This is a genomic window from Pseudomonas mandelii (genome assembly GCF_900106065.1).
Lineage (GTDB): Bacteria > Pseudomonadota > Gammaproteobacteria > Pseudomonadales > Pseudomonadaceae > Aquipseudomonas > Aquipseudomonas mandelii.
In genome coordinates this window covers 186,132-210,184 of record NZ_LT629796.1, presented here as the reverse complement: position 1 = coordinate 210,184, position 24,053 = coordinate 186,132, and the positions used below count along the sequence as shown (strand labels likewise).

25 protein-coding genes and 1 pseudogene are annotated in these 24,053 nt (G+C 57.8%); 9 read left to right on the top strand and 17 right to left on the bottom strand.

Annotation, left to right across the window (positions count from 1 at the left end):
• Positions 1-41 precede the first annotated feature (41 nt).
• From BLU63_RS00830 to BLU63_RS00795, 8 genes and pseudogenes are all read right to left on the bottom strand, one after another.
• Positions 42-3,698: a transporter substrate-binding domain-containing protein gene (locus BLU63_RS00830; protein WP_083374695.1), complete on the bottom strand. Its 3,657-nt coding sequence runs from the start codon at positions 3,696-3,698 to the stop codon at positions 42-44.
• Between the two features lie 8 nt (positions 3,699-3,706).
• Positions 3,707-4,333 carry a response regulator transcription factor gene (locus BLU63_RS00825; RefSeq protein ID WP_010461270.1) on the bottom strand — a complete coding sequence of 209 codons (627 nt, stop codon included), beginning with the start codon at positions 4,331-4,333 and terminating at the stop codon, positions 3,707-3,709.
• Positions 4,334-4,590: 257 nt separating this feature from the next.
• A pseudogene (locus BLU63_RS00820) lies at positions 4,591-4,761 on the bottom strand (response regulator); the annotation flags it as partial.
• 237 nt (positions 4,762-4,998) lie between these two features.
• A complete protein-coding gene (locus tag BLU63_RS00815; RefSeq protein ID WP_010461269.1) occupies positions 4,999-6,330 on the bottom strand; it encodes a deoxyguanosinetriphosphate triphosphohydrolase in 1,332 nt (443 codons plus the stop codon).
• A gap of 67 nt (positions 6,331-6,397) precedes the next feature.
• A complete protein-coding gene (locus tag BLU63_RS00810; protein WP_077747909.1) occupies positions 6,398-7,561 on the bottom strand; it encodes an EAL domain-containing protein in 1,164 nt (387 codons plus the stop codon).
• A gap of 126 nt (positions 7,562-7,687) precedes the next feature.
• On the bottom strand, positions 7,688-8,029 hold the full coding sequence (locus BLU63_RS00805) for a hypothetical protein (protein ID WP_010461265.1): 342 nt from the start codon (positions 8,027-8,029) through the stop codon (positions 7,688-7,690).
• Positions 8,026-8,415: a phage holin family protein gene (locus tag BLU63_RS00800; protein WP_042932237.1), complete on the bottom strand. Its 390-nt coding sequence runs from the start codon at positions 8,413-8,415 to the stop codon at positions 8,026-8,028. Before BLU63_RS00800 ends, BLU63_RS00805 begins: the two co-directional genes overlap by 4 nt.
• A gap of 1 nt (position 8,416) precedes the next feature.
• Positions 8,417-8,731, bottom strand: a complete 315-nt coding sequence (locus BLU63_RS00795) for a DUF883 family protein (RefSeq protein WP_010461262.1) — start codon at positions 8,729-8,731, stop codon at positions 8,417-8,419.
• Between the two features lie 302 nt (positions 8,732-9,033).
• On the opposite strand from BLU63_RS00795, the gene BLU63_RS00790 reads away from it, so the two are divergent.
• Positions 9,034-10,242, top strand: coding sequence for an ammonium transporter (locus BLU63_RS00790; protein ID WP_010461260.1), 1,209 nt, complete (start codon positions 9,034-9,036; stop codon positions 10,240-10,242).
• A 1-nt stretch (position 10,243) separates the two neighbouring features.
• Here BLU63_RS00790 and BLU63_RS00785 read toward each other — a convergent pair whose 3' ends face one another.
• Entirely contained in the window at positions 10,244-11,956 is a 1,713-nt protein-coding gene (locus BLU63_RS00785; protein ID WP_010461257.1) for a cation:proton antiporter, read from the bottom strand.
• 206 nt (positions 11,957-12,162) lie between these two features.
• Between BLU63_RS00785 and BLU63_RS00780 the strand changes: the two genes are divergently transcribed.
• The 3 genes from BLU63_RS00780 to BLU63_RS00770 all read left to right on the top strand — a co-directional run bounded on the left by BLU63_RS00780 (position 12,163) and on the right by BLU63_RS00770 (position 13,847).
• Positions 12,163-12,399: a glutaredoxin family protein gene (locus BLU63_RS00780; RefSeq protein ID WP_010461255.1), complete on the top strand. Its 237-nt coding sequence runs from the start codon at positions 12,163-12,165 to the stop codon at positions 12,397-12,399.
• 168 nt (positions 12,400-12,567) lie between these two features.
• Positions 12,568-12,885 (top strand): transcriptional regulator, encoded by a 318-nt coding sequence (locus tag BLU63_RS00775; RefSeq protein ID WP_010461253.1) that lies wholly within the window; start codon positions 12,568-12,570, stop codon positions 12,883-12,885.
• Positions 12,886-12,956: 71 nt separating this feature from the next.
• Positions 12,957-13,847, top strand: coding sequence for a pseudouridine synthase (locus BLU63_RS00770; RefSeq protein ID WP_077747908.1), 891 nt, complete (start codon positions 12,957-12,959; stop codon positions 13,845-13,847).
• Between the two features lie 69 nt (positions 13,848-13,916).
• Here the strand turns inward: BLU63_RS00770 and BLU63_RS00765 are convergent, their stop codons facing one another.
• Positions 13,917-14,138, bottom strand: coding sequence for a YgdI/YgdR family lipoprotein (locus tag BLU63_RS00765; RefSeq protein ID WP_010461249.1), 222 nt, complete (start codon positions 14,136-14,138; stop codon positions 13,917-13,919).
• 76 nt (positions 14,139-14,214) lie between these two features.
• On the bottom strand, positions 14,215-14,817 hold the full coding sequence (mobA, locus tag BLU63_RS00760; RefSeq protein WP_010461248.1) for a molybdenum cofactor guanylyltransferase MobA: 603 nt from the start codon (positions 14,815-14,817) through the stop codon (positions 14,215-14,217).
• Positions 14,818-14,898: 81 nt separating this feature from the next.
• Here mobA and moaB point away from each other — a divergent pair, with 81 nt between their 5' ends.
• Complete coding sequence (moaB, locus tag BLU63_RS00755) at positions 14,899-15,438, top strand: molybdenum cofactor biosynthesis protein B (RefSeq protein ID WP_083374693.1); 540 nt, start codon at positions 14,899-14,901, stop codon at positions 15,436-15,438.
• Positions 15,422-16,648 carry a molybdopterin molybdotransferase MoeA gene (locus BLU63_RS00750; protein WP_083374692.1) on the top strand — a complete coding sequence of 409 codons (1,227 nt, stop codon included), beginning with the start codon at positions 15,422-15,424 and terminating at the stop codon, positions 16,646-16,648. Before moaB ends, BLU63_RS00750 begins: the two co-directional genes overlap by 17 nt.
• A gap of 66 nt (positions 16,649-16,714) precedes the next feature.
• Here the strand turns inward: BLU63_RS00750 and BLU63_RS00745 are convergent, their stop codons facing one another.
• The gene (locus tag BLU63_RS00745; RefSeq protein ID WP_077747906.1) at positions 16,715-17,023 is read right to left on the bottom strand and encodes a hypothetical protein; all 309 of its coding nucleotides are present in this window, start codon (positions 17,021-17,023) and stop codon (positions 16,715-16,717) included.
• Positions 17,024-17,346: 323 nt separating this feature from the next.
• Between BLU63_RS00745 and yegS the strand changes: the two genes are divergently transcribed.
• Positions 17,347-18,264: a lipid kinase YegS gene (gene yegS, locus BLU63_RS00740; protein ID WP_010461241.1), complete on the top strand. Its 918-nt coding sequence runs from the start codon at positions 17,347-17,349 to the stop codon at positions 18,262-18,264.
• Here yegS and BLU63_RS00735 read toward each other — a convergent pair.
• From BLU63_RS00735 to BLU63_RS00720, 3 genes are all read right to left on the bottom strand, one after another.
• On the bottom strand, positions 18,248-18,907 hold the full coding sequence (locus BLU63_RS00735) for a response regulator (RefSeq protein ID WP_010461240.1): 660 nt from the start codon (positions 18,905-18,907) through the stop codon (positions 18,248-18,250). The two genes, yegS and BLU63_RS00735, sit on opposite strands and share 17 nt — an antisense overlap.
• Positions 18,904-19,797, bottom strand: coding sequence for a sensor histidine kinase (locus tag BLU63_RS00730; RefSeq protein ID WP_077747904.1), 894 nt, complete (start codon positions 19,795-19,797; stop codon positions 18,904-18,906). Before BLU63_RS00730 ends, BLU63_RS00735 begins: the two co-directional genes overlap by 4 nt.
• Positions 19,798-20,196: 399 nt before the next feature.
• On the bottom strand, positions 20,197-20,667 hold the full coding sequence (locus BLU63_RS00720; RefSeq protein WP_010461234.1) for a hypothetical protein: 471 nt from the start codon (positions 20,665-20,667) through the stop codon (positions 20,197-20,199).
• A gap of 462 nt (positions 20,668-21,129) precedes the next feature.
• Here BLU63_RS00720 and BLU63_RS00715 point away from each other — a divergent pair, with 462 nt between their 5' ends.
• Both BLU63_RS00715 and BLU63_RS00710 read left to right on the top strand, forming a co-directional pair.
• The gene (locus tag BLU63_RS00715; RefSeq protein WP_010461233.1) at positions 21,130-22,065 is read left to right on the top strand and encodes a chemotaxis protein CheV; all 936 of its coding nucleotides are present in this window, start codon (positions 21,130-21,132) and stop codon (positions 22,063-22,065) included.
• A 198-nt stretch (positions 22,066-22,263) separates the two neighbouring features.
• Positions 22,264-23,070, top strand: coding sequence for an MOSC domain-containing protein (locus BLU63_RS00710; protein WP_077747902.1), 807 nt, complete (start codon positions 22,264-22,266; stop codon positions 23,068-23,070).
• A 72-nt stretch (positions 23,071-23,142) separates the two neighbouring features.
• Here the strand turns inward: BLU63_RS00710 and ppnP are convergent, their stop codons facing one another.
• Together ppnP and BLU63_RS00700 are read right to left on the bottom strand one after the other, a co-directional pair.
• On the bottom strand, positions 23,143-23,427 hold the full coding sequence (gene ppnP, locus BLU63_RS00705) for a pyrimidine/purine nucleoside phosphorylase (protein ID WP_010461229.1): 285 nt from the start codon (positions 23,425-23,427) through the stop codon (positions 23,143-23,145).
• 61 nt (positions 23,428-23,488) lie between these two features.
• Positions 23,489-24,037, bottom strand: coding sequence for an exonuclease domain-containing protein (locus tag BLU63_RS00700; protein WP_010461227.1), 549 nt, complete (start codon positions 24,035-24,037; stop codon positions 23,489-23,491).
• Positions 24,038-24,053 lie beyond the last annotated feature (16 nt).

Sequence of the window (24,053 nt, the reverse complement as noted above, 5' to 3'; positions counted from 1 at the left end):
TCTCCATGATGTTTAACACACTGCTCAGCGTCCAAGCATAGTTAAGGCTCCATCATTCTGCTTTTCTCGTTGTGGCCTATCTGTTGCTGCAGCGCCTGCTCCAATGCCAGCTCCAGTTCGACCATCGCCCGGTCCATGGCCTTGGTGCAATTGACGACTGCTTCAGGGGGGAGCACGTCATGACAGGCGTTTTCCAGCGCCTCGCAGCTGTCGATCAATCGGCAAGCCTGGACGATTCGCGCAGCACCCTTGATTTTGTGGGCCACCTCGATGAAAGCCTGCCGATCTTCCGTGGGGGACAACGCCAGCAACTCTTGCCGATCCAGACGATTGCTGTTCAGCAGTTCGGACAACAGGCGCCGGTCCAGTGTCGGGCTGCCACCCGTCAGCAGATGCAGCCCTTCAAGACTGAAGGCCGGGGTGCGGACCGTTGGCGCAACGCCTTCAACCCATTGACTCAAGGCTGTCAGGCTCAGGGGTTTGAACAGGCAGTCGTCCATTCCGGCTTGTCTGCAGCGTTGTATTTCTTCCGGTTGTGCGTTGGCGGTGAAGCCCAACACGGTACAAGGCCGGCTCTGCGTTTGCTGTTCATGTTGGCGAATGGAGCGAGCCAGTTCGTATCCGTCCATGATCGGCATGTTGCAATCGACGATCACCAGATCGAACACGTTGTCCTTCCAGGCCTTCAACCCCGCTTCGCCATCCGGTGCGGCGCTGTAGCGATGCCCCAGGAACTCCAGTTGCTGACACATGAGCAAGCGATTGGCGGGATGGTCGTCGACCACCAGGACGTTCAGCACAGCCGAGGTCGGGTGGAGGGACGGTTCAGCGGTTTTCGACACCCGCTCCGCTGGCAGTGTTGCAAGGTTCAGCGAGATCCTGACCTGAGTGCCGATACCAGCCTGGCTGCTCAACTGCAGGTTGCCGCCCATCATCTCGCACAGATTGCGGCTGATCACCAGACCAAGCCCCGCGCCGCCTCTGGCTGCCTGCGCGGAATGATCGGCCTGGGCGAAAGGCTCGAACAAACGCCGTTGGTCCTGTTCGCTGATCCCGACCCCGCTGTCCTGAACCTGTAAGTGCAACAGCACCCGGCCGGTTTCGTCGGTCGGATGCAGTTCGACCACAATCCGGACCTGACCCTGTTCGGTAAATTTGATGGCGTTGCTGACGAGGTTGGACAGCACCTGCTTGAAGCGCATTGGGTCCAGCAGGACATCGGAGGGTGGTTCTGCCGGGTTGAAGTCCAGCCGCAGGCGCAGATTTTTCTGGCGGGCCAGTCCGTCGAAAATCCGCACCACCGACGCCACGGTTTCTCTCAGGTTGACGCGTTCCGGGCTCAGGCTCAGGCGACCGGATTCAATTCGCGCAATATCAAGAATGTCCCCGATCAGGTTCAGCAGGTCTTTCGCCGAGTGGTAGGCCACGTCAATGGCCGGGCGATCCGGGTGGCTGTGATCGATACGCTTGAGGGTCAGTTCGAGCATGCCGATGATGGCATTCATCGGCGTGCGGATTTCATGGCTCATGGTCGCCAGAAAGGTGCTTTTGGCACGGTTGGCTTCATCCGCACGCTCTTTCGCGGCACGCAGGTCGTCGAACAGTTGTCGGCGCTCGCTGATGTCGATCCAGCCGCCAATGATGCCTTGTACTTCACCGCTGGAGTCCCGGTAGGGAAGTATCCAGTGATAAATCGTCAGTGTGCGGCCACCGATATGCAATGGCCGATCGAGAATCAGCGGAGTTCCTTCGGCCACGACGCGTTGGTAATCCGCCTGGTATTCCTGGGCTTCAAATGAGTTGCTTAAGCTGCCCTGCATGACGTTTTTACCAATCACGTCTTCGCGTTTGGCGCAGAAGACCTCCAGGTAACTGTCGTTACAGCTTTGCAGCAAGCCCTGGCGATCGCGCACGTAGATGGGATGAGGCGTGCCGTTGACCAGCGATCCCATGAACTCGAGTTGGTCGTTCAGGGCGAGCTCGGCGGCCAGGCGCTGATTGATCTGGCGACGCATGTAAGCGTTCCAGGTCATGGACATCAGCAGCAGCACGCCGACACCCAGAACGATCTGATAGAACACTCGGTGATAGTTGCGCCACGTACTTTGCGAAGCAGACGAGTAGCCTCGCCAGCGGCTGTTGATAATGCCCAGCTCTTCCGGCGCGATGCTCAGCAGGGCCTTGTCGAGGATCGAACCCAGCTCTTTGGCGTCACGCCCGGTCGCCAGGGAGAACGCGGCTTGCCGGGTACCGATGGTGGTGCTGATTTGAAGTGCGTGCTCAAAGATTCGCGATGAGATGAAATAGTTGGCAATCACCAAAGAGCTCACCGTCCCTTGCGCCTGACCCTCGGCGAGCAATTCCACGGCGCTGAAGGTGTCCGGCGTTTCGATCAGATGGATTCGCGGGAACTCGCGGCGCAGGTAGTCCGCCATAGGATTGCCTTGGGCGATGGCCAGGCGTTTGTCCGTGAGTTGCGTCAGATTTGACGGGCTGTCGGCAGCTTTGCGAGTGAGCAGTACAACGGAGTTTTCCAGATAAGGACGGCTGAAGTTCAGCATCGCTTCACGTTGGGTGCTGGGGAGCAGGGCGGCAATCAGGTCGGCCTGATGGCTGTTGACCTGCTCGATCATCTCGTCATCGTTACGGCTGCGATGGATCTCGAAGCGCAAACCGGTGCGCAATCTGATCAGTTCGAGCAAGTCGGCGGATACGCCCCGGAAGTTACCGTCGCTGTCGAAAAAGGTCAGCGGGGCCAACGCTTCGTTGACCACGACCCGCACGACGGGATGTTGCGCCAGCCAGCGTTGTTCACGGTCGCTGAGTTGCAGTTTCTGATCGGTGAGAAGAATGTCACTGCCCGCACTCCAGCGTTTGGCGATGTTTTCTCGCTCGCTGCCAGGTGTCGCTTTGAGGATGGCGTTGATGATCCCGAGCAGAGCCGGGTTGCCCTTGTGTACGGCGAAGCTGAAACCGTGGGCCTCGTGTTTACCGAAGTTGGCCATGCGGATGTTGTTTAGATACCCCTTGTTGATGATGTAATGGGTTGAAATGGTGTCGCCCAGAAAAACATCGGCCTGGTCGAAAGCCACCGCATTGATTGCATTCTGGTAGGAGGGGTAGGAAGTGATGATGGCTTTCGGGTACAGGGCTTTGACTTCGTCCAGCGGCAAGTAGTGATAAACCATGCTCAGGCGCAGTCCGGCGAGCCCGTCGCTCAGGGATCTGGTTTCGCCTTCCCGTGTCACCAGAACCGGTTGATCCACGGCATAGGGCAAGGACAGCACGATGTCCGCATTGCGGGCTTCAAAACCATTGGCGCTGCCGAGCATGTCGACCTCGCCTTTTTCCAGGGCTTTGATCGCGTCTCCCCGGGAAACGTAGCGCTGGACCTTGACTGGCAGGCCGGTGGCCTTGCCCAGGATGCCCGCGTAATCAGCAGTGAAACCTTCGTAGTCGCGGCCGCTGATGGTCAGGTCGAAAGGAGGGTAGTCGGGGGCAGAGGTGCCCAGAATCAGTTCACGCTTATTGTTAAGCCATTGTTGTTGCGATTTATCCAGTTGGACTTCCATGTGTCCGGTCATTGAGCGACTGAGCAGAGTGTACTGCTCGCTCGCCGTCGGTGCCGCGTGCGCTGAGGTGCTCAGACATAAACCCGCGACCAGCGGTATCAGATAATCCATTAAACGACTGGGCATCCTGTTTCTCACACTAACGCGTTGCGTTTTGCCATATCAATGAGTTCAACGAGTGATTTGGCCTTGAGTTTTTGCATGAGACGTTTTTTGTAAGTGCTGACAGTCTTGTTGCTCAGGAACATGCCCTTGGCAATTTCCTTGTTAGTGCGGCCTTGGGCAAAAAGTTGCAATACCATCAGCTCTCGGTCATTGACTGACTTGAACAGTTCAAGGTCGGAATATCGTTCATCGTCAGCACGGACAGGATTCAAGGCCTGGCTGGGGAAATAGTTGTAACCTGATAGTACCGCTTTAATTGCGCTCACCAGTTCACTAAGGTCTTCCTGTTTGCATACATACCCGGACGCGCCGGATTGCATGCAGCGAATACCGAAAAGTGTCGGGCACTGGGCTGTTAAAACCAGCGTTTTGAGGGGGGTACTCATTGCGTTGAAGCGGGAGAGAACTTCCAGCCCATCCAGTTTGGGGATGCTGATGTCAAGAATGACCAGGTCTGGCATGCATTCACGAACCATCTGCATGGCATCGACCCCATTATCAGTTTCGCCGACGACTTTGTAACCCTCATGTTCGAGCAACATTCGGACGGCAAGACGGATGACAGGGTGATCGTCGACAATAAAAACGGAGTTCATAATCAAATCCCATACGCGCTCAAATAAAGCGCGCACCTTAGCTCAGATAGTTGAGGGGGGGATCAACTGACAGGCCTGTAGTGGCAATATAAGATAATTCCTACATTCGAAGAAGAATCGGACTACGGATCAACTAGGTTTTGCATGAGGATCAGTCAAGGTGTTGTTTGTGCGTTTGGTGGGTCGGACAGATTGATTTGAAATGGATTAGATTGTTGTTTAAATGTTTTTTAGTGTGTCTTTGTTTGGGGGCTTTTTTACAGTGAAATCAAGGTCAATAAGTTTCTAAGGTCTGATTGTTTCAGGGGTTTTATCAAATAGCCCAACAAGGGCAGCCCGTGTTCGACGGCTATTCTTTCAAGAGCGTCCAGTTCAATGGATGTCAGACTACTCAGCAAAATGGCCTGTCTGATCATTCCCATTTGGCTGGTTGGCCCTGAGCTGGAAGGGGCGGCTTCCACCAGCAAGATGCGCCAATCGTGTTCAGACATGGGTTTTTTCATGCTTCATCTGTCGAGCAGAGGGCGCGTGATTATTTCGCGATCGGACCGTTCATTCGATCAGTCGGCTCTGCACGATTCTGCTGACGCGCGGATTGAAACGAGAAATGCACGGAACGTCGATCAGCCGGTCAGGAGGCCCTGGCGCGGCTGAACGATGCACGGTTATCCGTGGCTTGAGCGACCGGTCATTTCCAGTGCCATTTGACTGGCATAGCTGTCGGTCATGCCGGCGATGAAGTCGATCATTCTCAGGAACGAGGTGTGTAAAGGACCATGAGGATCGGGCGCATTGTTGCCTAGCAGGTCGAGGATGCGCCGGCTCTTGAAGGACGGTGTTCGACCGTTGTGTTGTTCCAGTGCCGCGCCACAGAATGCGTTGAGGAGGATTTCGAGGGTGGTATAAGCGCCGATTTCGTGCAGCGTCTTGCGCTTGTCCTGGAAGATCTTTTTGCGCGCCATGTCTTTGGCATTCAAGACGCAGCGCTTGGCCGGACCATGCATGTGCTCCACCAGATCGCCGGGCAGCGTGCCGGCCAGCAGCGAGTCCTGTTGCTCGACGAAGGCCCGGGCGGCGGCATTGGTCAGGTGCTCGATGGCCTTGCCCCGCAGGATCGCCAGTTTACGCCGACGCGAATCCAGCGGGCCCAGTTGGCGATAGGTTTCCGGGAGATCATCACCCACCAGGTCGAGCAGCAAAGACTCGACTTCGGCGTACTCCAGCAAGTCCATTTCCAGGCCATCTTCCAGATCGATCAGCGCGTAACAGATATCGTCCGCAGCCTCCATCAGGTACACCAGTGGATGGCGTGCCCAGCGCTGTTCCTCCAATTGCGGCAAGCCGAGCTTAAGGGCGATCTGCTCCAGCAACGGCAGTTCGCTCTGATAGCAGCCGAACTTGTGCTTTTTGTAGCCCAATGAATCGGCGTGCTTTGCCGTCCACGGGTATTTCAGATAAGTGCCCAGCGTGGCGTAGGTCAGCCGGGTGCCGCCGTCGAATTGATGGTATTCGAGCTGGGTGAGCACCCGGAAGCCTTGGGCGTTGCCTTCGAAGTTCAGGAAGTCATTGCGTTCGACGTCGCTCATGGCGTCCAGCCAGCCACGGCCGGCGGCCTGCTGGAACCAGTGACGGATCGCGTCCTCGCCGGAATGCCCGAAGGGTGGGTTGCCGATGTCATGGGCCAGGCAAGCCGATTGCACCACCATCCCCAGGTCGCTCGGTTCGCACCAGTCGGGCAAGGCGCTGCGAATGGTCTCACCGACGCGCATGCCCAGCGATCGACCCACACAGCTGACTTCCAGCGAGTGGGTCAGGCGTGTGTGGATGTGATCGTTGCTGGTGACCGGGTGGACCTGAGTCTTGCGCCCGAGGCGGCGAAAGGCACCCGAGAAGATGATGCGATCGTGGTCTTTGTGAAAAGGGCTGCGGCCGAGTTCTTCCGGGCTGTGCAGAGGCTTTCCGAGGCGTTCGCGGGTAAGCAGGGTTTGCCAATCCAAGGCTGGACTCTCCGTCAGGTGACTGAGCCTCTAGCTTCCGGGTTCGTGCCTGCGCCTGCAAGCAGTACTAGAGCCCGGCGGCGTCGATGTCGATGAGCAGCAGTCGCTCGCCGTTGTCGAAAAATTGCCCGGCGGTGAGGCAATACTGATTGCTGGTGGCATCGCGGTAGGTCGTGGACAGTGTCAGGCGCCGCTCTTCCCAGCCCTCGGCCAGCAACTGATAGAAATAGGGTCGCCACGACCAGTTATGACCCAGGTAGCGGTTATCGGCCTCCCAGCCGTTGTTGCGCCATTCCAGATTGGGCGTCAACTGGGTGCCGTGACGGTCGCATTGATAGAAGCGCAATAGCCATGGAAACGCCTGCAGCTGTGGCAAGGCGCTCAGCGGCGCACGGGCCAGGGCCCAGGCTTGCAGGATCGCCATCAATTCGCAGAGTTGCTGGCGCATGATCATCAGTCGACCGCGTTCGCCCAGTTTCTGCTGAACATAACGCTGGCGCAGTTGCGCGAAACGTTCGACAAAGGCGTCGGTGGCGAAGAAGTCCTCCTGCGCCCGGGCAAAGAGAAATCCTTGTACGTAACGCGAGCCGCACTCCAGGGCGAAATTGAGCTGATCTTCGGTTTCCACTCCTTCGGCAATGATCCAGCACCCGGTTTTCTCGGCCATTTGCGCCAGGGCTTTCACCACGTCGCTACTAGGGCCGCCCAATGCCGCGGCCTGGAACAGTCGCATATCGAGCTTGAGAATGTCCGGTTGCAGGGCCAGCACGCGATCAAGTTGCGAGTAACCGGCACCAAAATCATCGATGGCAATCCGTGCCCCGGCGTGTCGATAGCGTGCCACGACATCGGCCAGGCGCTGGATGTCGCCCCCCAGTTCGGTGATCTCGAAGACGATGCGTTGCGGATCGACGTTGTGTCGGCTCAATTGCTTGAGGCTCGGTAGAGCCTGGTCCGGCCGTAAGCGGTTGATCCAGCGCGGTGATATGTTCAGGCTCAGAAACCAGTCCGATGGCGCTTCATGCAAACGGCTCAGCGCGTTATCGCGGATCTGCCGGTCAAGGCGGCGAAGGGCGATGGCGGGTGTTCGCGGGTCGGCGAACAACGGCCCCACCGAAGCCAGTTGACCGTCGGCCTGTCGCAGTCGACCCAGCGCTTCCACACCCGCGATACGGCCCGTGGCGGTATCGATAAATGGCTGAAAGCAGGCGAGCGGTTGCCCGTCGATCACGAGGCCTCCTTAGTAAGGTCTTGTTTTTGGATTGAGCTGTTCGCCGGGTAGGCACACAGGATTGAACCTCTCGATAAAGAGGTTAATCCCGGTGGTGTTGCAAGAATGCAGCCAGATAGTGGCTATTCAGTCTTTGCGCGAAGAACCCTGCATGACCAATTTGATCAGGGGGCCCAGCGTTGTGCCCAGGCGAACCAGCCGGGTCAGGCTGCCGGTACCGCCGTTCTTGGCACCTTTACCGGTCAGAAAACCGAGCAGCGTCACGGCGGCCATGCCCCAGAGCGGGGCGTGCTTGATGCCGAAGCCATCGTGCAGGTTTTTCGTCATCCCGCGTACCCGCTGCAGGGGTTGCAGCAATTGCGCGGATTCGTGACGGATTTCCTGGCGATGCATTTCCATGCGCAGGCGTATCAGCGCCTTGCGCATTTCGGTGCGAGAGCTGTTATGGGGCAATTCAGGCAGGCTCATGGCAGCAGGCGCTCCCTATCGTTGGCCAATTCTTCCAGGGTGCCGTGGAAGGGTGAGGACTCATCGAAAATCGCTGCTTTCAGGCGCATGGCGCAGAAAACTGCAGCCAGGGTGTAGAACACACAGAGTCCGATGATCGCTGGCAGACGGTAGGTGTCCCAGAACAGAATCAGCACCAGCGTCGACAAGCCCACCAGCAACAGCAACGCAAAGACCAGCGCCAGGCCTGCAAACAGCAACAGGCTTACGGTGCGCGCTTTCTGTTCCTGCAACTCGATGCCGAACAGTTCGACATGGCTGTGCAACAGTCCAAGAAAAGCGGCACCCAGGCGCCGCGATGAAGAGCTTGTGCCCGTCGCGGACGAGCTGGATTCACCGATAGACATATCAGCGCCGAGTGGCCAGCAGGCCAATCAGAAAACCGACACCCGCCGCAATCCCGACCGATTGCCATGGATTGGTCTGTACGTAATCTTCGGCAGCGGTAACGGCAGCCTGGCCACGTTCGCGCAGGGAGTCTTCGGTCAGCTTCAACGTTTCGCGGGCACGCAGCAGGCTGTCGTGGATCTGGGCGCGCAGCTCATCGGCCTGATCGCCAGCCAGGGTTGCGGTGTGTTCCAGCAACCGCTCGGTGTCGTTGACCAGAGTCTGAAAGTCGTTCATCAGGATATCTTGAGCAGTCTTTGCTTTGATGCGGGCCATTGGTGATCTCCGTAATTGGCTTCTGAAGCGTTCGAGTATGAGCGTTATGTGAAGGTTCAGTACAAATGACTGGTACAACTTTTGCTATGTCATGGTGCATCAGCCCGCGCCGTTGCGCTGTTGCCGGGCATGATTTCAGGAAAACCCTGATTCAAACAATTAAAACTCGCGTCTAGGTTTCAGCCTTGTGCGCCAAAGCGGTTCATGGGGATCAATGCCTTGATCCTGCGAGCCGCAACTTGGTGCACAAATTCTCTGCGCGAACCGCTTTGGTGCCTTTTAGCCTTCAGGTCTGCCAACCCATGGAAAATCTGCAAAGCGCTGTGGACAGTCTGGTCCATAGCTCCAATACGTTGTTCATTCTTATCGGTGCGGTGATGGTTCTGGCCATGCACGCCGGTTTTGCCTTTCTTGAAGTCGGCACGGTTCGACAAAAGAATCAGGTCAACGCCTTGTCGAAGATTCTCAGCGACTTCGCCATTTCGACCCTGGCCTACTTCTTTATAGGCTATTGGATTTCCTACGGGGTCACCTTCATGCAACCAGCGGCGGTGATCAACGCGGATCATGGCTACGGGCTGGTTAAGTTTTTCTTTCTGTTGACCTTCGCGGCGGCGATTCCGGCGATCATTTCCGGAGGCATTGCCGAGCGCGCCAGATTCGTTCCGCAGTTGTGTGCGACGGCGCTGATCGTGGCGTTCATCTACCCGTTCTTTGAAGGCATGATCTGGAACGGCAACTTCGGGCTGCAAGCCTGGTTGCTGGAACAATTTGGCGCCAGCTTCCATGACTTCGCGGGCTCGGTCGTGGTCCACGCCATGGGCGGATGGCTGGCCCTCGCGGCGGTGTTGTTGCTCGGCCCCAGGCAAGGGCGTTATCGCGAAGGGCGGCTGGTGGCGTTCGCACCGTCGAGCATTCCCTTCCTGGCATTGGGTTCGTGGATCCTGATCGTCGGTTGGTTTGGCTTCAACGTCATGAGCGCCCAGACGCTGCAAGGCGTCAGCGGATTGGTCGCGGTGAACTCGCTGATGGCCATGGTCGGCGGCACCGTGGCGGCACTGATCGTCGGACGCAACGACCCGGGGTTTCTGCATAACGGTCCACTGGCCGGGTTGGTGGCGATCTGCGCAGGTTCCGACCTGATGCACCCGGTGGGCGCGCTGGTCACCGGTGTGATCGCCGGGACCCTGTTCGTCTGGTGCTTCACCGCGGCTCAAGTCAAATGGCGCATCGACGATGTGCTGGGTGTCTGGCCGTTGCATGGTTTGTGTGGTGTCTGGGGAGGACTCGCCTGCGGCATCTTCGGTCAGAGTGCATTGGGTGGTCTGGGTGGGGTGAGCCTGATCAGCCAGTTGATCGGCACCTCGTTGGGTGTGATCGTCGCGTTGCTCGGTGGTTTTGTGGTGTACGGCGGGATCAAGGCGTTGCATGGTCTGCGCCTGAGCCAGGAAGAGGAGTATTACGGTGCGGACTTGTCGGTGCACAAGATCGGCGCCGTGAGCCAGGACTGATTCACTTTTCTTCATCGTCGCTCCCGGGATAAAAACCGTGTAGCAGACGATAACGGTCATGCCGTATCTGGTCGGCCCGCTCCTGTACCTGATGCGCGGGTAAACCCAGCATGATCAGGGCGTGGGAGGCGAGCATCAGGCTCGATTCCAACAGCTCGGGCACGACTTCGCTGGCGCCGGCCGCTTTCAACTCGGTCAGTTGGCTGTCGTCTCGAGTGCGCACCAGGATCGGAATCTTCGAGTTCAATCGGCGCGCTTCCTGGAGAATCAAGAGCGCGATGTCGGTCTGGTCCACGGCAATCACCAGCAGCCTGGCCCGCGCCAGCCCTACCGCGAGCAGCAATTCACCGCGCCGCGAGTCGCCGTAATGCACACAGGTTTCATCCACGGCAGCTTCCTGGACACGCACCGGATCGGTGTCCAGCGCAAGGTAAGGTTGGCGCGCGTTGCGCAATGCGCGGCCGATCGACTGACCCACGCGACCGTAACCACAGATCACAACGTGGTTGTGCAAGTCGGCGTTAAGCGCGCTGATTTCTGCCAGTTTTGCTTCTTCGTTGGGCTTGCGATGCAGGCGTGTCGCAATGTGGGGGGCGGCGCGTAGCAACAACGGTGTCACCAGCATCGAGCAGAATGTCGCGGCCAGCAGAAGACCTCCGAAGTCGGCGGGCATCAGTTTGTTTTGCTGCATCTGCGCCATCAAGGCAAAGCAGAACTCGCCACCCTGAGCCAATGCAAGGCCGCTGCGCCAGGCGGTTTCGCCGTCGCTGCCGCGCCATTTGACCAGCAGCGCGACCACTGTGCCCTTGATGAGCAGTAACCCAAGCGTCAGGCCGAGAACCATAAGGCCGTGGCTGACAAACAGCTGCAAGTCGATCAGCATGCCGATGCTGACGAAAAACAACCCGAGCAAGATGTCGCGGAACGGCCGGATGTCCGCCTCGATCTGGTGCCGATAGTGGCTTTCCCCCAGCAGCATGCCGGCGAGAAATGCACCCAGGGCAGGGGAGAGACCGAGCAGGTGAGTCAGCCACGCGGTCAGCAAAACGATGACCAGCGCCAGCAGCACGAACAGCTCCGGGGAGCGGGCGGCGGCAACTTCATGGAACAGGCGGGGCAACAACCATCGACTGGCCAGCAACAAACCACCGAACAGCACCAGAGTCTTGCCCAGCGTCAACGGCAATGCCCAATACCAGGCTTGATCGCTGTTGCCGGCGAACACCGGCACCAGGGTCAGCAACAGCACCGCCACCACATCCTGGAACAGCAACACGGCGATGGCATTCTGGCCGTGACTGCTGAATATCTCGCCGAGGCTGCTCAGCTCCTTGCTGACTATTGCCGTAGAAGACAGCGACAGACCGGCACCGAGTAACAACGCGGGCGTCGTCGGCATGCCGAACAGCATCAGCAATGCCCCCATCAAAATCCCGGACACCAACACTTGCAGGCTACCAAGGCCGAACACCACCCGACGCAGCTCGATCATCTTCGACAGGGAAAACTCCAGCCCAAGGGAGAACAGCAGAAACACCACGCCCAACTCGGCCAGGTCTGGCAACTCTTCGCTTTCATTCACCCAGTTGAACGCCGTCGGCCCGATCATCAGCCCTACGCACAGGTAGCCCAGCACCGGAGGCAAACGCAGGCGCTGGAACAATGCAATCACCACCAGGGAGGAGGCGAGAATGATCAAGAGGTTGGCGAACACGAAAAACTCCGGTGAGGGGCTGGCTACTCAAGCGTAGAAGTAAAAAAAACCTGAGCATCACGTAATTGGCCGCTGGAGCGACTGATATGCGTCAGGGTTTTACCGCCGCCCATTGCGATTTGTGCTCAAGGGCAGAAAATTCACTGGCTCGACGGCTTTTCGGAGCAAGCCTAGAATAGGTTCTTAATTTTTTAGGTTGAGCGCTCATGCTTCCTGAATGTCAGTTGTTCGGCACCCTTGGGTGCCACCTCTGTGAAGTGGCCGAAGCCATGCTGATGGAGTTTGTCGAACGTGGTCTGCTGGTGGAGCTGGTAGATATCGCTGAAGATGAAACATGGTTCGAAGCTTACAGCCTGCGTATCCCGGTGCTACGGCGGGTCGATACCGGCGCTGAACTGGGCTGGCCATTCAATGCCGACGAGGTGGTGGCGTTCCTGCGTTAAGCGGTTTTGTGGTTGGCGATGTCCCGTTTGTCGAACTTTGCGAATGATCCCCTTGGCTTAACCGATGCTCTTCGGATACTGTATGCGCATACAGTTATTCGTAATATTGCCGTTCGCCCCTGGTTTTCAGGTTCGAGCAGGCAGTATCGGGCGTGAGAGGGGAAGATCGTGGTCAATGTCGAACAATTGAAAAACAGCGTGAACCGGATGTCGGTTGATGTTGTGCGCGAGGCGGTCCTCGAATTGCGTCTGGATGGTCTGGTCACGGAAGGAAAAACACCCTTCAACAAACTGCACTTCAACACCTGCTTTGCCGAAATCGAAGCGTTGTTCCAGCGCGCGGGTTATCACCGCCAGCTCGATGTCGTGGGTTATCAGGGCTTGTTGTACGCGCTTTATGATCCAGGCCGCTGGGAAGCGGTCGATGTGCTGCGCTGGCTCAAGGAGTTCACCGAAGCGGCGGCGCGCAAGCAGATGCCGGCGTGAGGATTCTCTTCTAGGTTCGTTCCGGCCACTGTTGGATAATGCTGGCCTGTATTGAGGGTCAGAGCGTTTGTATGTCCACTTCATCTTTTTCTGCTTCGCACAACCAGGCCAGCACGCTCTATTTGCCGCCGGGTCCGTGGCAGACCGTGCTCGATTGCCTGTGCGACCACTTCAGCGCTATTGGTCGTGAACAATGGCTGGACAGGATTGCTCGTGGTCGCGTGCTTGACGGGCACGGTCAACCGATCGCTCTGGATCTGCGTTACAAGGAAGGCCTGCGGATTCATTACTTTCGTGAGGTGCCGGACGAAAAACCGATCCCGGTGGTCGAGTCGATCCTGTATGCCGACGAGCATCTGGTGGTGGCGGACAAGCCGCATTTTCTGCCAGTGACGCCTGCCGGGGAATACGTGGAGCAGACGTTGTTGCGGCGGCTGATCCGTCGCCTGGATAACCCGAATCTTGTGCCTTTGCATCGCATTGACCGGCACACGGCGGGACTGGTGTTGTTCTCAGCGAATCCTGAGAGTCGCTCGGCTTACCAGTCATTGTTTCCTACACGGAATATCGAAAAACGCTACGAAGCAATCGCCCGCGCATTGCCTGAACTCACCTTTCCACTGGTTCATAAAAGTCGGCTGGTCGATGGCGAGCCATTCTTTCGCATGCAGGAAGGTCCGGGTACCAGCAACACCGAGACGGCAGTTGAGGTTCGTGAGAAAAACGGCGATCTCTGGCGTTATGGACTTTATCCAGTGACCGGCAAGAAACATCAGTTGCGGGTGCACATGACTGCTTTGGGCGCCAGTATCTGCAACGACCCGTTCTACCCGCAGGTGCTCAAGGATGTCGAGGACGACTATGCCAATCCCTTGAAGCTGCTGGCTCAGGGTTTGCGGTTTGTCGACCCGATCACAGGTCAACCACGTGAATTCGAGAGCACCATCACCCTGCAATGGTGATCACAGTGCATCAGGCACGAAAAAGCCCGCATCAAGCGGGCTTTTCTGTATCCGGTGGTGCCGTAACCATTACAACTCTTTAACGGTACGAACCTGATCCTTGTTGATACGGGTGTGTTTGCCATCAAGCTGTTCGAACTCGTAGAAACCCGATTCGTCATCGTATTTTGGCGCGTCGACGGCCTGGATTTCGCGACCGTCATTCAAGGTGATCACTGTAGGCGATGCGCAACCGGCGAGGGTTGCAAGGCCCAGTGCGAGCATGAGAGTGGCGAGGGTCCGTTGAGTCATGAGTGTGTCTCCGAATATGAATTCTTTTGGTTACTGAGCTTGAGACGTATGCAACGCGCGCAAGTTCCTTCTCGTGTCAGTCTGACACAGTGTTGTGTGCACTTAACAGCTCCGGCGTGTTGAGGTTGGCCAGGCGAGGATCGTTATCGGGACATTGCAGGGCGGTAGCGCCCAATTTGCGCATGAGGCGTCCCGGACTGCGTTCGCCCTCATTCCAGGCTCTTTCAAACGCTGCCGAAAGCGCCACCGGGATGATGCACAGCAACGGCTCCCAGTGTTCGTTATGGCGCAGCATCAGCGGTTTGTCCGGATGCTGGCGGGCGGTTTCGCGCATGCTCTGGAGCAGGGCCGCATCGATGCGCGGCACATCGCACGGCAACACCAGCAGACAGGCGTGGCGGGCGGCCCTGAGGCCGGCGCGAATACCGGCCAAGGGTCCCGGGAAGTCGCCTTCATCGTCATGGACCAACTGGTCGGCAAAAGGCGCATATTTTTCCAGGTTCCTGTTGCAGGAGATGATCAGATCATCACTCAGCGCGCGGGTCTTGCGATGCAGGTGCGCGATCAGTGGCTCGCCATGCCATTCCAGCAAACCCTTGTCCTGGCCGCCCATGCGTTGGCCTCGACCACCGGCCAGGAGCAGAATGGAGCAGGGCGGCAAATGTGTACTCAAGGTCATGGCACGTCTCCATGGGGGCGGCGAAAAAACGGGGCGCTGTGATATAACACCGGGCTGTTTATCCTACAACTGGACGAGCCTATGAAAGCCAAGGCTGAAGTACCTTTCGCGCCGCTCAACATCGCGGTGTTGACGGTCAGCGATACCCGCACCCTGGAAACCGATACGTCAGGGCAGCTTTTCGTCGACCGCTTGAGCGCTGCCGGCCATAACCTGGCTGCTCGGGTTTTGCTTAAAGATGATCTCTACAAAATTCGCGCGCAAGTCGCCAACTGGATTGCCGAGGATGTCGTGCAGGTGGTGTTGATCACCGGCGGTACCGGGTTCACGGGGCGCGACAGCACACCGGAAGCGGTGAGCTGTCTGCTTGACAAGCAAGTCGACGGTTTCGGCGAGTTGTTCCGGCAGATTTCGGTCGCGGACATCGGCACTTCGACTGTTCAGTCCCGGGCCCTGGCGGGTTTGGCCAATGGCACGCTGGTCTGCTGTTTGCCGGGTTCGACCAATGCTGTGCGCACTGGCTGGGATGGCATTCTCGCCGAACAGCTGGATTCGCGGCACCGTCCCTGCAATTTCGTCGCTCACCTTAAACAGGCGGCACCCTGTGAATCCCGTGGGTAAGCCCGGCAAAGCCGGTAGCTTGATGGCGGTCGAAGTCGCGCTCGCGCGTTTGCTGGAAATGGCTGAGGCATCAACGATAGGTGAGCGTGAGCGCTTGCCGTTGGCACAGGTTGAAGGTCGCATACTGGCCGACGACCTGGTCTCGACGCTTGATCTGCCGCCCTGGCCGAACAGTGCCATGGACGGCTATGCCTTGCGCGTCGCTGACTGGACGGGCGAACCCTTAATGGTCAGTCAGAAGATTTTCGCCGGCCAGGCACCCGAACCATTGAAGCCAGGTACCTGCGCCCGAATCTTTACCGGTGCGCCTGTACCGGCAGGTGCCGATTGCGTCGAGATGCAGGAGAACGCCGAGGTTCAGGCGGACGAGCGCGTTCGTTTTATCGAGGCAATGACCCCGGGTCAAAATATTCGCCCGCAAGGCCAGGAAACTACCGTTGGCGAACTTGTTTTGCCGGCGGGCACCCGTCTGGGACCTATCGAGCAGGGCCTGGCGGCGTCGCTGGGATGTGCTGAGCTCAACGTGGTTCGCAAAGTTCGTGTCGCAGTCCTGTCAACCGGAGATGAATTGATAGAGCCGGGCCAGCGCCTCGGGCCGGGACAGATTTACAACAGTAATCGCGTGTTGCTGTGCAGTTGGTTGCAGCGCTTGGGCTGTGAAGTGATCGATGCCGGAATTCTTCCCGATGATTTAGCGGCCACCCGCGCCCGCCTTGGGGAGTTGAAGGATGTCGATTTGATCCTTTCTACCGGCGGCGTGTCGGTGGGAGAAGCCGATTTTCTGGGCATTGCCTTGCGCGAAGAGGGCGAGTTGACCCTGTGGAAACTCGCCATCAAACCAGGCAAGCCGCTGACGTTCGGTCATTTTCGCGGCGTCCCCGTGATTGGTTTGCCCGGCAACCCTGCGTCGACGCTGGTTACATTTGCCTTGTTGGCCAGGCCCTATCTTTTGCGCCGCCAGGGTGTGAAAGAGGTCGAGCCATTAAAGTTTCAGGTGCCTGCAGGATTCGACTGGCCAAAGGCTGGTAATCGCCGAGAGTATTTGCGTGGACGCCTGGAGAATGGTCGGGCAATCATCTACAAGAATCAGAGCTCCGGGGTGCTCCGCAGTGCCGCTTGGGCTGATGGTCTGGTTGAAGTACTGGAAGACCGCACGTTGATCGAAGGCGATGACGTGAACTTCATTCCGCTGAGCGAAGTCCTGAGCTGATTCTGGCGAAAGTCTTGCCACGCAAGCCCGGTAGATCGTGCCGGAGCTTGCGTGTATGGCTAGCGTTTAACGAACCAGAAGTGACACGACCTGATCAAAGCGGCTGTTGGCGACCCAGCCCAGCAGCCCCAGGACCACGGCTGTTCCACCCGCAGAATAGGCCAGCCTGTGTTTGATGGATTTAACATCGCCACGGACCTCTTCCATGTCTCTTCGGATGTATTTGAGGTGTGTCTCGAGTTCAATGACGCGAGGTTCCATATCAACTCCTCCGGCGGTTTTTGCGCTGTTATTGAATTCAGCCTGATGATTGGCGCGATTGCCTGCCGATGGCGCGACCTGACTGATCGGCAACCTGATGTCATGGCTTTGCATGGGCTGAAACGCTCCTTGCCTTCAAGCCCTTTGGATGGCCGACACTGGTGTTGATTGCGCTTTGTGTGGCCCTTGAAGAAGGTCTACTCATGGTTTTCACATCCCTGTGTATTGAATGTTGATGACTGATGCCGCGGACCTCAAGGTGTACCAATCGCCAAGGTTGGTCAATTGAGCCGATTCCGTACATGTTGTAAGAAAATTTCCCGCGCTGTAGGACCACAAGGCTGTACGGCTCAAAAAAATTCAAATCCCTGCGACTTTTATAGGCGGTGGTGAGGTCAACATCTCTCATACGGAGTCCAAACATGGGAGCGGCAATAATGAGTGAGCGCAAAGCGCTGTTGATTCTGCATGGCAAGCAGGCGCTCAACGAGGAGGTCCGTGCGGCCGTCGACGTTAAACGCCAGCAGGGCTGGGAGTTGGCCGTCCGACTGACCTGGGAGGCGGGTGACGCGCAGCGGCTGGTGGAAGAAGCCTTGAGCGCGGGCTATACGCAACTGATTGCCGGCGGCGGTGATGGCACCTTGCGTGATATCGCTGAGGCCATGGCAGCGCATTCGACGCAGGCCAGTCTGGTGCTGATGCCGCTGGGCACCGCGAACGATTTTGCGCGTGCCGCCGGTGTGCCGCTCGAACCCGCTCTGGCGCTGGACCTTCTGGAGGTTGCACCGCAAGCGATCGATCTGGGCGAGGTGGGCGGTCAAGTCTTTCTGAACATGGCCACCGGCGGCTTTGGCAGTCAGGTCACGGCGAATACCTCGGAAGACTTGAAGAAAGTCCTCGGGGGCGCGGCGTATCTGTTCACCGGGTTGTCGCGCTTCAGCGAACTGCATGCTGCCTACGGCGAGTTGCAGGGGCCGGACTTTCATTGGAGTGGTGAGCTTTTGGCGTTGGGTATCGGCAATGGCCGGCAGGCTGGCGGTGGTCATGTACTGTGCCCGGAGGCACTGGCTGACGATGGGCTGCTGGATATCAGCATTTTGCCGGCGCCGCAGGAAGTGGTCGGTACGTTGAAAACGTTGCTGGCCGATGGCTTCGGCATCGACAACATGTTTGTGCGAGCTCGCCTGCCATGGGTCGAGATCAAAGTTGCGGAAGGCCTCTACATCAATCTGGATGGCGAACCTATCGAGGGCGAGAGCCTGCGATTCTCGGCGCGTCCAGCGGCATTGCGCGTGCATTTGCCGCAGAATTCGCCTCTGCTGAGCGCTTCGAAAACGGTCAGTCGTCCAGGCTGATGATTTGCTCGCGCACGGCAAACAGCACCAGGCCGGCCACGTCGTAGATCTGCAGGCGCTTCATGATCTGCGAGCGGTGGGTTTCAACGGTTTTGATGCTGAGGCCCAGGCCATTGGCGATTTCCCGCGTGGATTTGCCCCGAACAATCAGTCGCAGGATTTCCAGCTGGCGGGCCGTCAGGTTGTGTGAGTCCGCAGCCTCGGGTTGATGCTTCTGGTTACGGATCAGTGCCTGGTTGATAACTGTGTGGGCAATGGCCGGGCTCAGGTAACGCTCGTTGTTGCGCAAGGCATCCAGGGCATGTTCCAGCTCGGTGGCCGTGGTGTCTTTGAGCAAATAGCCATGGGCACCGGACTCAAGCGCCTGCATGATCAGGGCCGGGTCGGTGTGCATCGACAGGATCAACACCTTGCTTTGCGGGCGGACCTGCTTGAGTCGCTGCAAGGCTTCAAGGCCGCCGGTCTGCTTCATGGAGATATCCAGCAGAACGATGTCAGGGGACAGCTTCTCGACCATCTCGAGTAGCTGCGAGCCGTCATTGGCCTCACCAATGACCGCGTAGCCGGGAATATCCAGCACCAGAGCGCGCACGCCTGCCCTGATAAGCGAGTGGTCATCCACCAGAAGTAAGTTACAAGTCAATGCATAACCTTATTCGTACTGGCCCGTTCGAGCGCACGGGGCGCCCAGGGAAAGAGTGCTTCGATTTGAGTGCCTTTGCCCGGCTCGCTGGTCACGACCAGGGTACCGCCCAGTTGATCGATCCGTTCCACCATCCCGGCCATCCCGCGTTGCCCCTCGCGACCGGGGTCCGCGGCAGGTGCGAACCCCAGGCCGTCGTCGCTGATCAGCAGCGCCAAACCCTGGGGCATGCGTTGCAGGCGGATCAGCAGGTTATTCGCTTTGGCATGGCGAAGAATATTGGTCACCGCTTCCTGGGTGATTCGAAAGGCGGCCACCGCCATTTCTTCCGGTATGCCGGTCAGGCGTTGATGGCATTCCAGGCTCCAGTGAATTGAAGTATTGGCCAGGGTCTTGAGCAAATGCGCACGCAGGCTGGCTTCAAGTCCGAGGCTGGCCAACTGCCTGGGATTGAGAATGGCCGAGACATCGCGAACCTTGGCAAGGGTTTCGTCCAGTGTGTCGCAGAGCACCGTGCACTGGCCTTGCATGTCTTCAGGCATCCGGCGTTTGAGCCATTCACTTTGAAGTTTTGCCGCGGTCAGCAACTGGCCGATGTCGTCATGTAGTTCCCTGCTGAGACGATGACGTTCATTTTCCTGGACCTCAAGTAGACGATCGGCTAGTTCTTGTGGCTGAAATTTTATTGATTTGCTCGACAGGAAATGTTGTACCCAGACGCAGCCAAGTGCCGCCATGTTCAGTACCAGCAGACTCATCGGCACTGAAGCAGACAAGCTGAAAACCAGCAGGCTGCCGAGTGCCGAGGCGGTGCACAGCAAAAGCGTTAACCGCCGCGCATTTTTTTGGGAGGGGAGCCGTGGGGTGAATGACTTGAGGCTGGCGTACATAGCGGATGGAGCCAATGGATGTTCGCTGCGGGCAGACCGGCCATCGTGGATGACGGGTCTCTGTCTGAAATCTGTAGTGACTCGTCTCTAGCCGTGCAATCCAGGGCGGGGGCTGACAGCACCTTCAAATTCGGCCTGCACTCGTCTGGAGTCACTTTGACATTAGAATGGCGTCAACTAATGGTCGGCATAATACCATTTAAGCTACCGTTGGTCGCGTTCGGTATATATGTCTATTCAGTCAGGAATTAGGGGTTTAGGACGATAGTTCCATAATGGAAAAAGTTTAACGGAGGGAATAGTTATTTGCATCGAGCTGTCGTTGACATGAGCACACTCCAATTAATGAGCGGCATCATGACAATGATAATACGCAATAAGGCTTGGTTATCTGGCGGATTAAGCCTGCCGCTCCGAATAGGAAACAAGCGTGAAGGGTTTGGAATTAACCGGAGGCTGGAAATGACTTTGTCCGACCTGAAACGCAAAGGCTTCAATCAGGGAAGTCTGTTCACTTTCATCCAGGCTGAGTTGGCCGGTGGTCTGATCGATGAGTTCGAGTTGCCAGGCCATCAACGTAAAGCAGTCCTTCAACGCACACAGGGCCTGGTCGTGCAGTTGCATGTGGCCTTGGGCGTGGTTCAACAAGCCATGGATGTGCAGCGAAAATTCAGAAACCGCCTCCAGGGCCAGGGCATCCGCCTTACTCGCTAATTTGAGCAGGCTGCTGAGCATGCAATCGATTGCGTCTTTGTCATTGCTGATCAACTGCAGATGGCTAAGGCACTCTTCCGATTTGGCCAGGAGTGTTTCAGCCTCGACGAGGAACTCCGGAAAGCGCTGAGCCCACTGTTTAGTGTCGTTCGGCATGGTTATCTCCACAACGTCATGTCAAATGAGGGGATGTCGTGTGTGTCGACGAAGACGTCCAGCGTCCCGACGCTGCCGTGCCGGCATGAGATCGCGCTCCGGCTGGCCTGGGCGCAGGCTGGGGAACTCGAGAGGGTGGATGGCCACTTACCTGCGATCGCACACAAAAGCCTGACTCCGTTCATGCAATGAGAATGGCGTCACATTAATGGCTATTGGATATTGCGAATATCAGGTTGGGCCTGATTGTTACTAGGGGAATCCCTTACACAGGGGAACCTAACGTGCAAACCGAGGTCGCGCCGCAGGAGATGAAGCAGATGAAATCGCTGCGCCAGTAAAGCATGATGTTAATGTGACATCAATGCCCGATCATGGCATTTTGTCTCAGGGTCAAGGTCTGGCCAAAACTGCCGATAACCCTCTTTAGTGAATTCATCAGAACAAGCCCAGGAGTCATTAATGGCCGGCATTCTCGACACGGTAGACCAACGCACACAACTGGTGGGTGAGAATCGCCTGGAAATTCTCATGTTCCGGCTGGCCGGTCGGCAATTGTTCGCGATCAACGTTTTTAAAGTGCAGGAAGTGTTGCAACTGCCGAAGCTGACCCTAATGCCCCAGCGCCATCCGTTTGTCTGCGGCGTGGTCAACTTGCGTGGGCAGACGTTGCCGGTGATTGACCTGTCCCAGGCCATCGGCATGCGTCCGCTGGTGCCTGGCCCTACCAGTACGATCATCGTCACCGAGTACAACCGTTCAGTGCAGGCGTTCCTGGTTGGCGGCGTAGACCGCATCGTCAACATGAACTGGGAAGCCATTCTGCCGCCGCCGGCCAGCGCCGGCCGCCAGCATTACCTGACCGCCATCAGCAAGGTCGACGATCAGTTGGTGGAAATCATCGACGTCGAAAAAGTTCTGGCCGAAATCGTGCCGTACAACGCCAAGGTCTCGCGCGAGAAACTCGACGACCCGGTGCTGGAGCGCGCCCGTGGTCGTGAAGTGTTGTTGGTGGATGACTCCAACGTTGCCCTGTCGCAACTGCGCGACACCCTGGGCCAGTTGGGCGTGAAGATGCACATCGCCAGCGACGGCTTGAAGGCGCTGAACATGCTCAAGGCCTGGGCCGATACGGGTGTGTCGATGACCGACAAACTGCTGATGGTCTTTACCGACGCGGAAATGCCGGAAATGGACGGCTATCGCCTGACCACCGAAATCCGCAACGACCCGCGCTTGCGTGGCCTGTACGTGGTGCTGCATACGTCGCTGTCAGGCAGTTTCAACGACTCTATGGTCAAGAAGGTCGGCTGCGACAATTTCCTCTCCAAGTTCCAGCCGGACAAACTCGTCGACGTGGTGCGCCAGCGCCTGATGCTCGACGAAGTGCCGGCCTGACACGATTTAGGCTGCACACGATCTACCTGTAGCGAGCCTGCTCGCGAAGAGGCCATCACTGTCAACATTGATATTGGCTGATACATCGCCTTCGCGAACAGGCCCGACCCAAAAGGTAAACAGAGATCGGTTTTCTGCCTTTGATTCGGCGACCAAGCTCGTATAGGGTGGCATTTTTTGCCCACCAGGGAGCTGGCCATGTTGCGTCTGAGCGCGCTTTACCGTTATCCGTTGAAATCCGGCAAGGCCGAGGCCCTGCAGCAGATTTGTCTCGACAAACTGGGGCTGGACGGTGACCGCCGCTGGATGCTCGTGGACGAGGCCAATGGGCGCTTCCTGACCCAGCGCACGGTGGGGAAGATGAGCCAGCTGTCGGCGTTATGGAATGCTGACGGTGGTTTGACCCTCAGTGCGCCCGGACGCCCGGCAATCGATATTGCCTTGCCGGGTAGCGGCGCTGAACTACGGGGCGTAACGATCTTCAAAGACAGCCTGCGCGTGCCCGATGCCGGCGATGAAGCCGGCGCCTGGGTCAGTGAGTTCATTGGAAAGCCGACGCGCCTGGTGCAAATTCCTCTGGATCGCGCGCGCACCACACAAGCGGGCTATGGCCGGAATGACGATCAAGTGGCGTTCGCCGATGGCTTCCCGCTGTTGCTGATCGGGCAGGCGTCCCTGGAAGACCTCTCGAAAAATGTCGGGCGCCCGCTGGAAATGCTGCGCTTTCGACCAAACCTGGTGATCGAGGGCAGCGAGGCGTTTGCCGAGGACAACTGGAAGCGTATTCGCATCGGGGATGTTGAGTTCCGCGTGGTCAAGCCCTGTTCGCGCTGCATCCTGACCACCATCGACCCGCAAACCGGTGAGCGCAGCAGTGATCGCGAGCCTCTGGCCACGTTGCAGAAATACCGTTCCCAGGCGGACGGTGCAATGTTCGGGCAGAACCTGGTCAACGACAGCAATGGCCAACTTGAAGTCGGCATGCCAGTGACGATCCTGGAATAAACACACGAAATAAAAAATGCCCGGGTCCCAAGGTCCCCGGGCATTTTTTTGTCGCTGTGAAAACCCGGGGGTTTAGCCGCGGTATTCGCACAGGTAAGCGGTGTCGACGGCCACTTTGAGCTGGAATTTGCTGTTGGCAGGCACGTTGAACTGGCTGCCGGCGGCGAAGGTTTCCCAATCGGTGCTGTCAGGCAGTTTGACGGTGAGGGCACCGGTCACCACGTGCATGATTTCACGCTGGCTGGTGCCGAATTCGTATTCGCCCGGAGCCATGACGCCGATGGTCGCAGGACCTTCAGCGGTGCCAAAGGCGATCGACTTGACGGTGCCGTCGAAGTACTCGTTGACTTTAAACATGGGCGATTCCTCGAAAAGGGCTAAAAAGGGCCGGCCAGTATGCACAAGGCCATGAACGCCGTCACCTCTCTGGCGGGAGAACCTGTGGCAACAGGCGCGCCGTATTGCGCGCATCTTCCAGCGCCCGATGCTGTTGGCCATTGAACTGCATGCCCGCCAGTTGCAGCGCGCCGTTGAGCCCCAGCGGGCGTTCCAGGCGCCGGGCCTTGGCAAAGCGCTGTTTGAGATTCATGTGCGGCACTTTCTCAAGCACGCTGCACAAATGCAGTCGCTGCCATTCCTGAAGCAGTTGCTTGCGGTCGTAATCGCCCCAACTGGCCCAGCCCTCCAGCTCCGATTGATGGCGCACGAGCCATTGCTCGAATGACGGCCAGACCTCACTCAGCGTCTGCGCTGCGTCGACGTTGGCCTGAGTGATGTGCGTCAGCTCCCGGCAAAACGGCGTCAGCAAAGGCCGACGCAGTGGCCGAACGAAGCACTGGAAACAATCCACCTCGCGCCCTTTTCGGTCCACCAGGGTGGCTCCGATTTCGATGATTTCCATTTCCGTAACTGGCCAGCCACCGTCATCGGTGGTGGCTTCCAGATCGATCACCAGCCAGTGAGGCATCGCAGGGTTCCTGGTA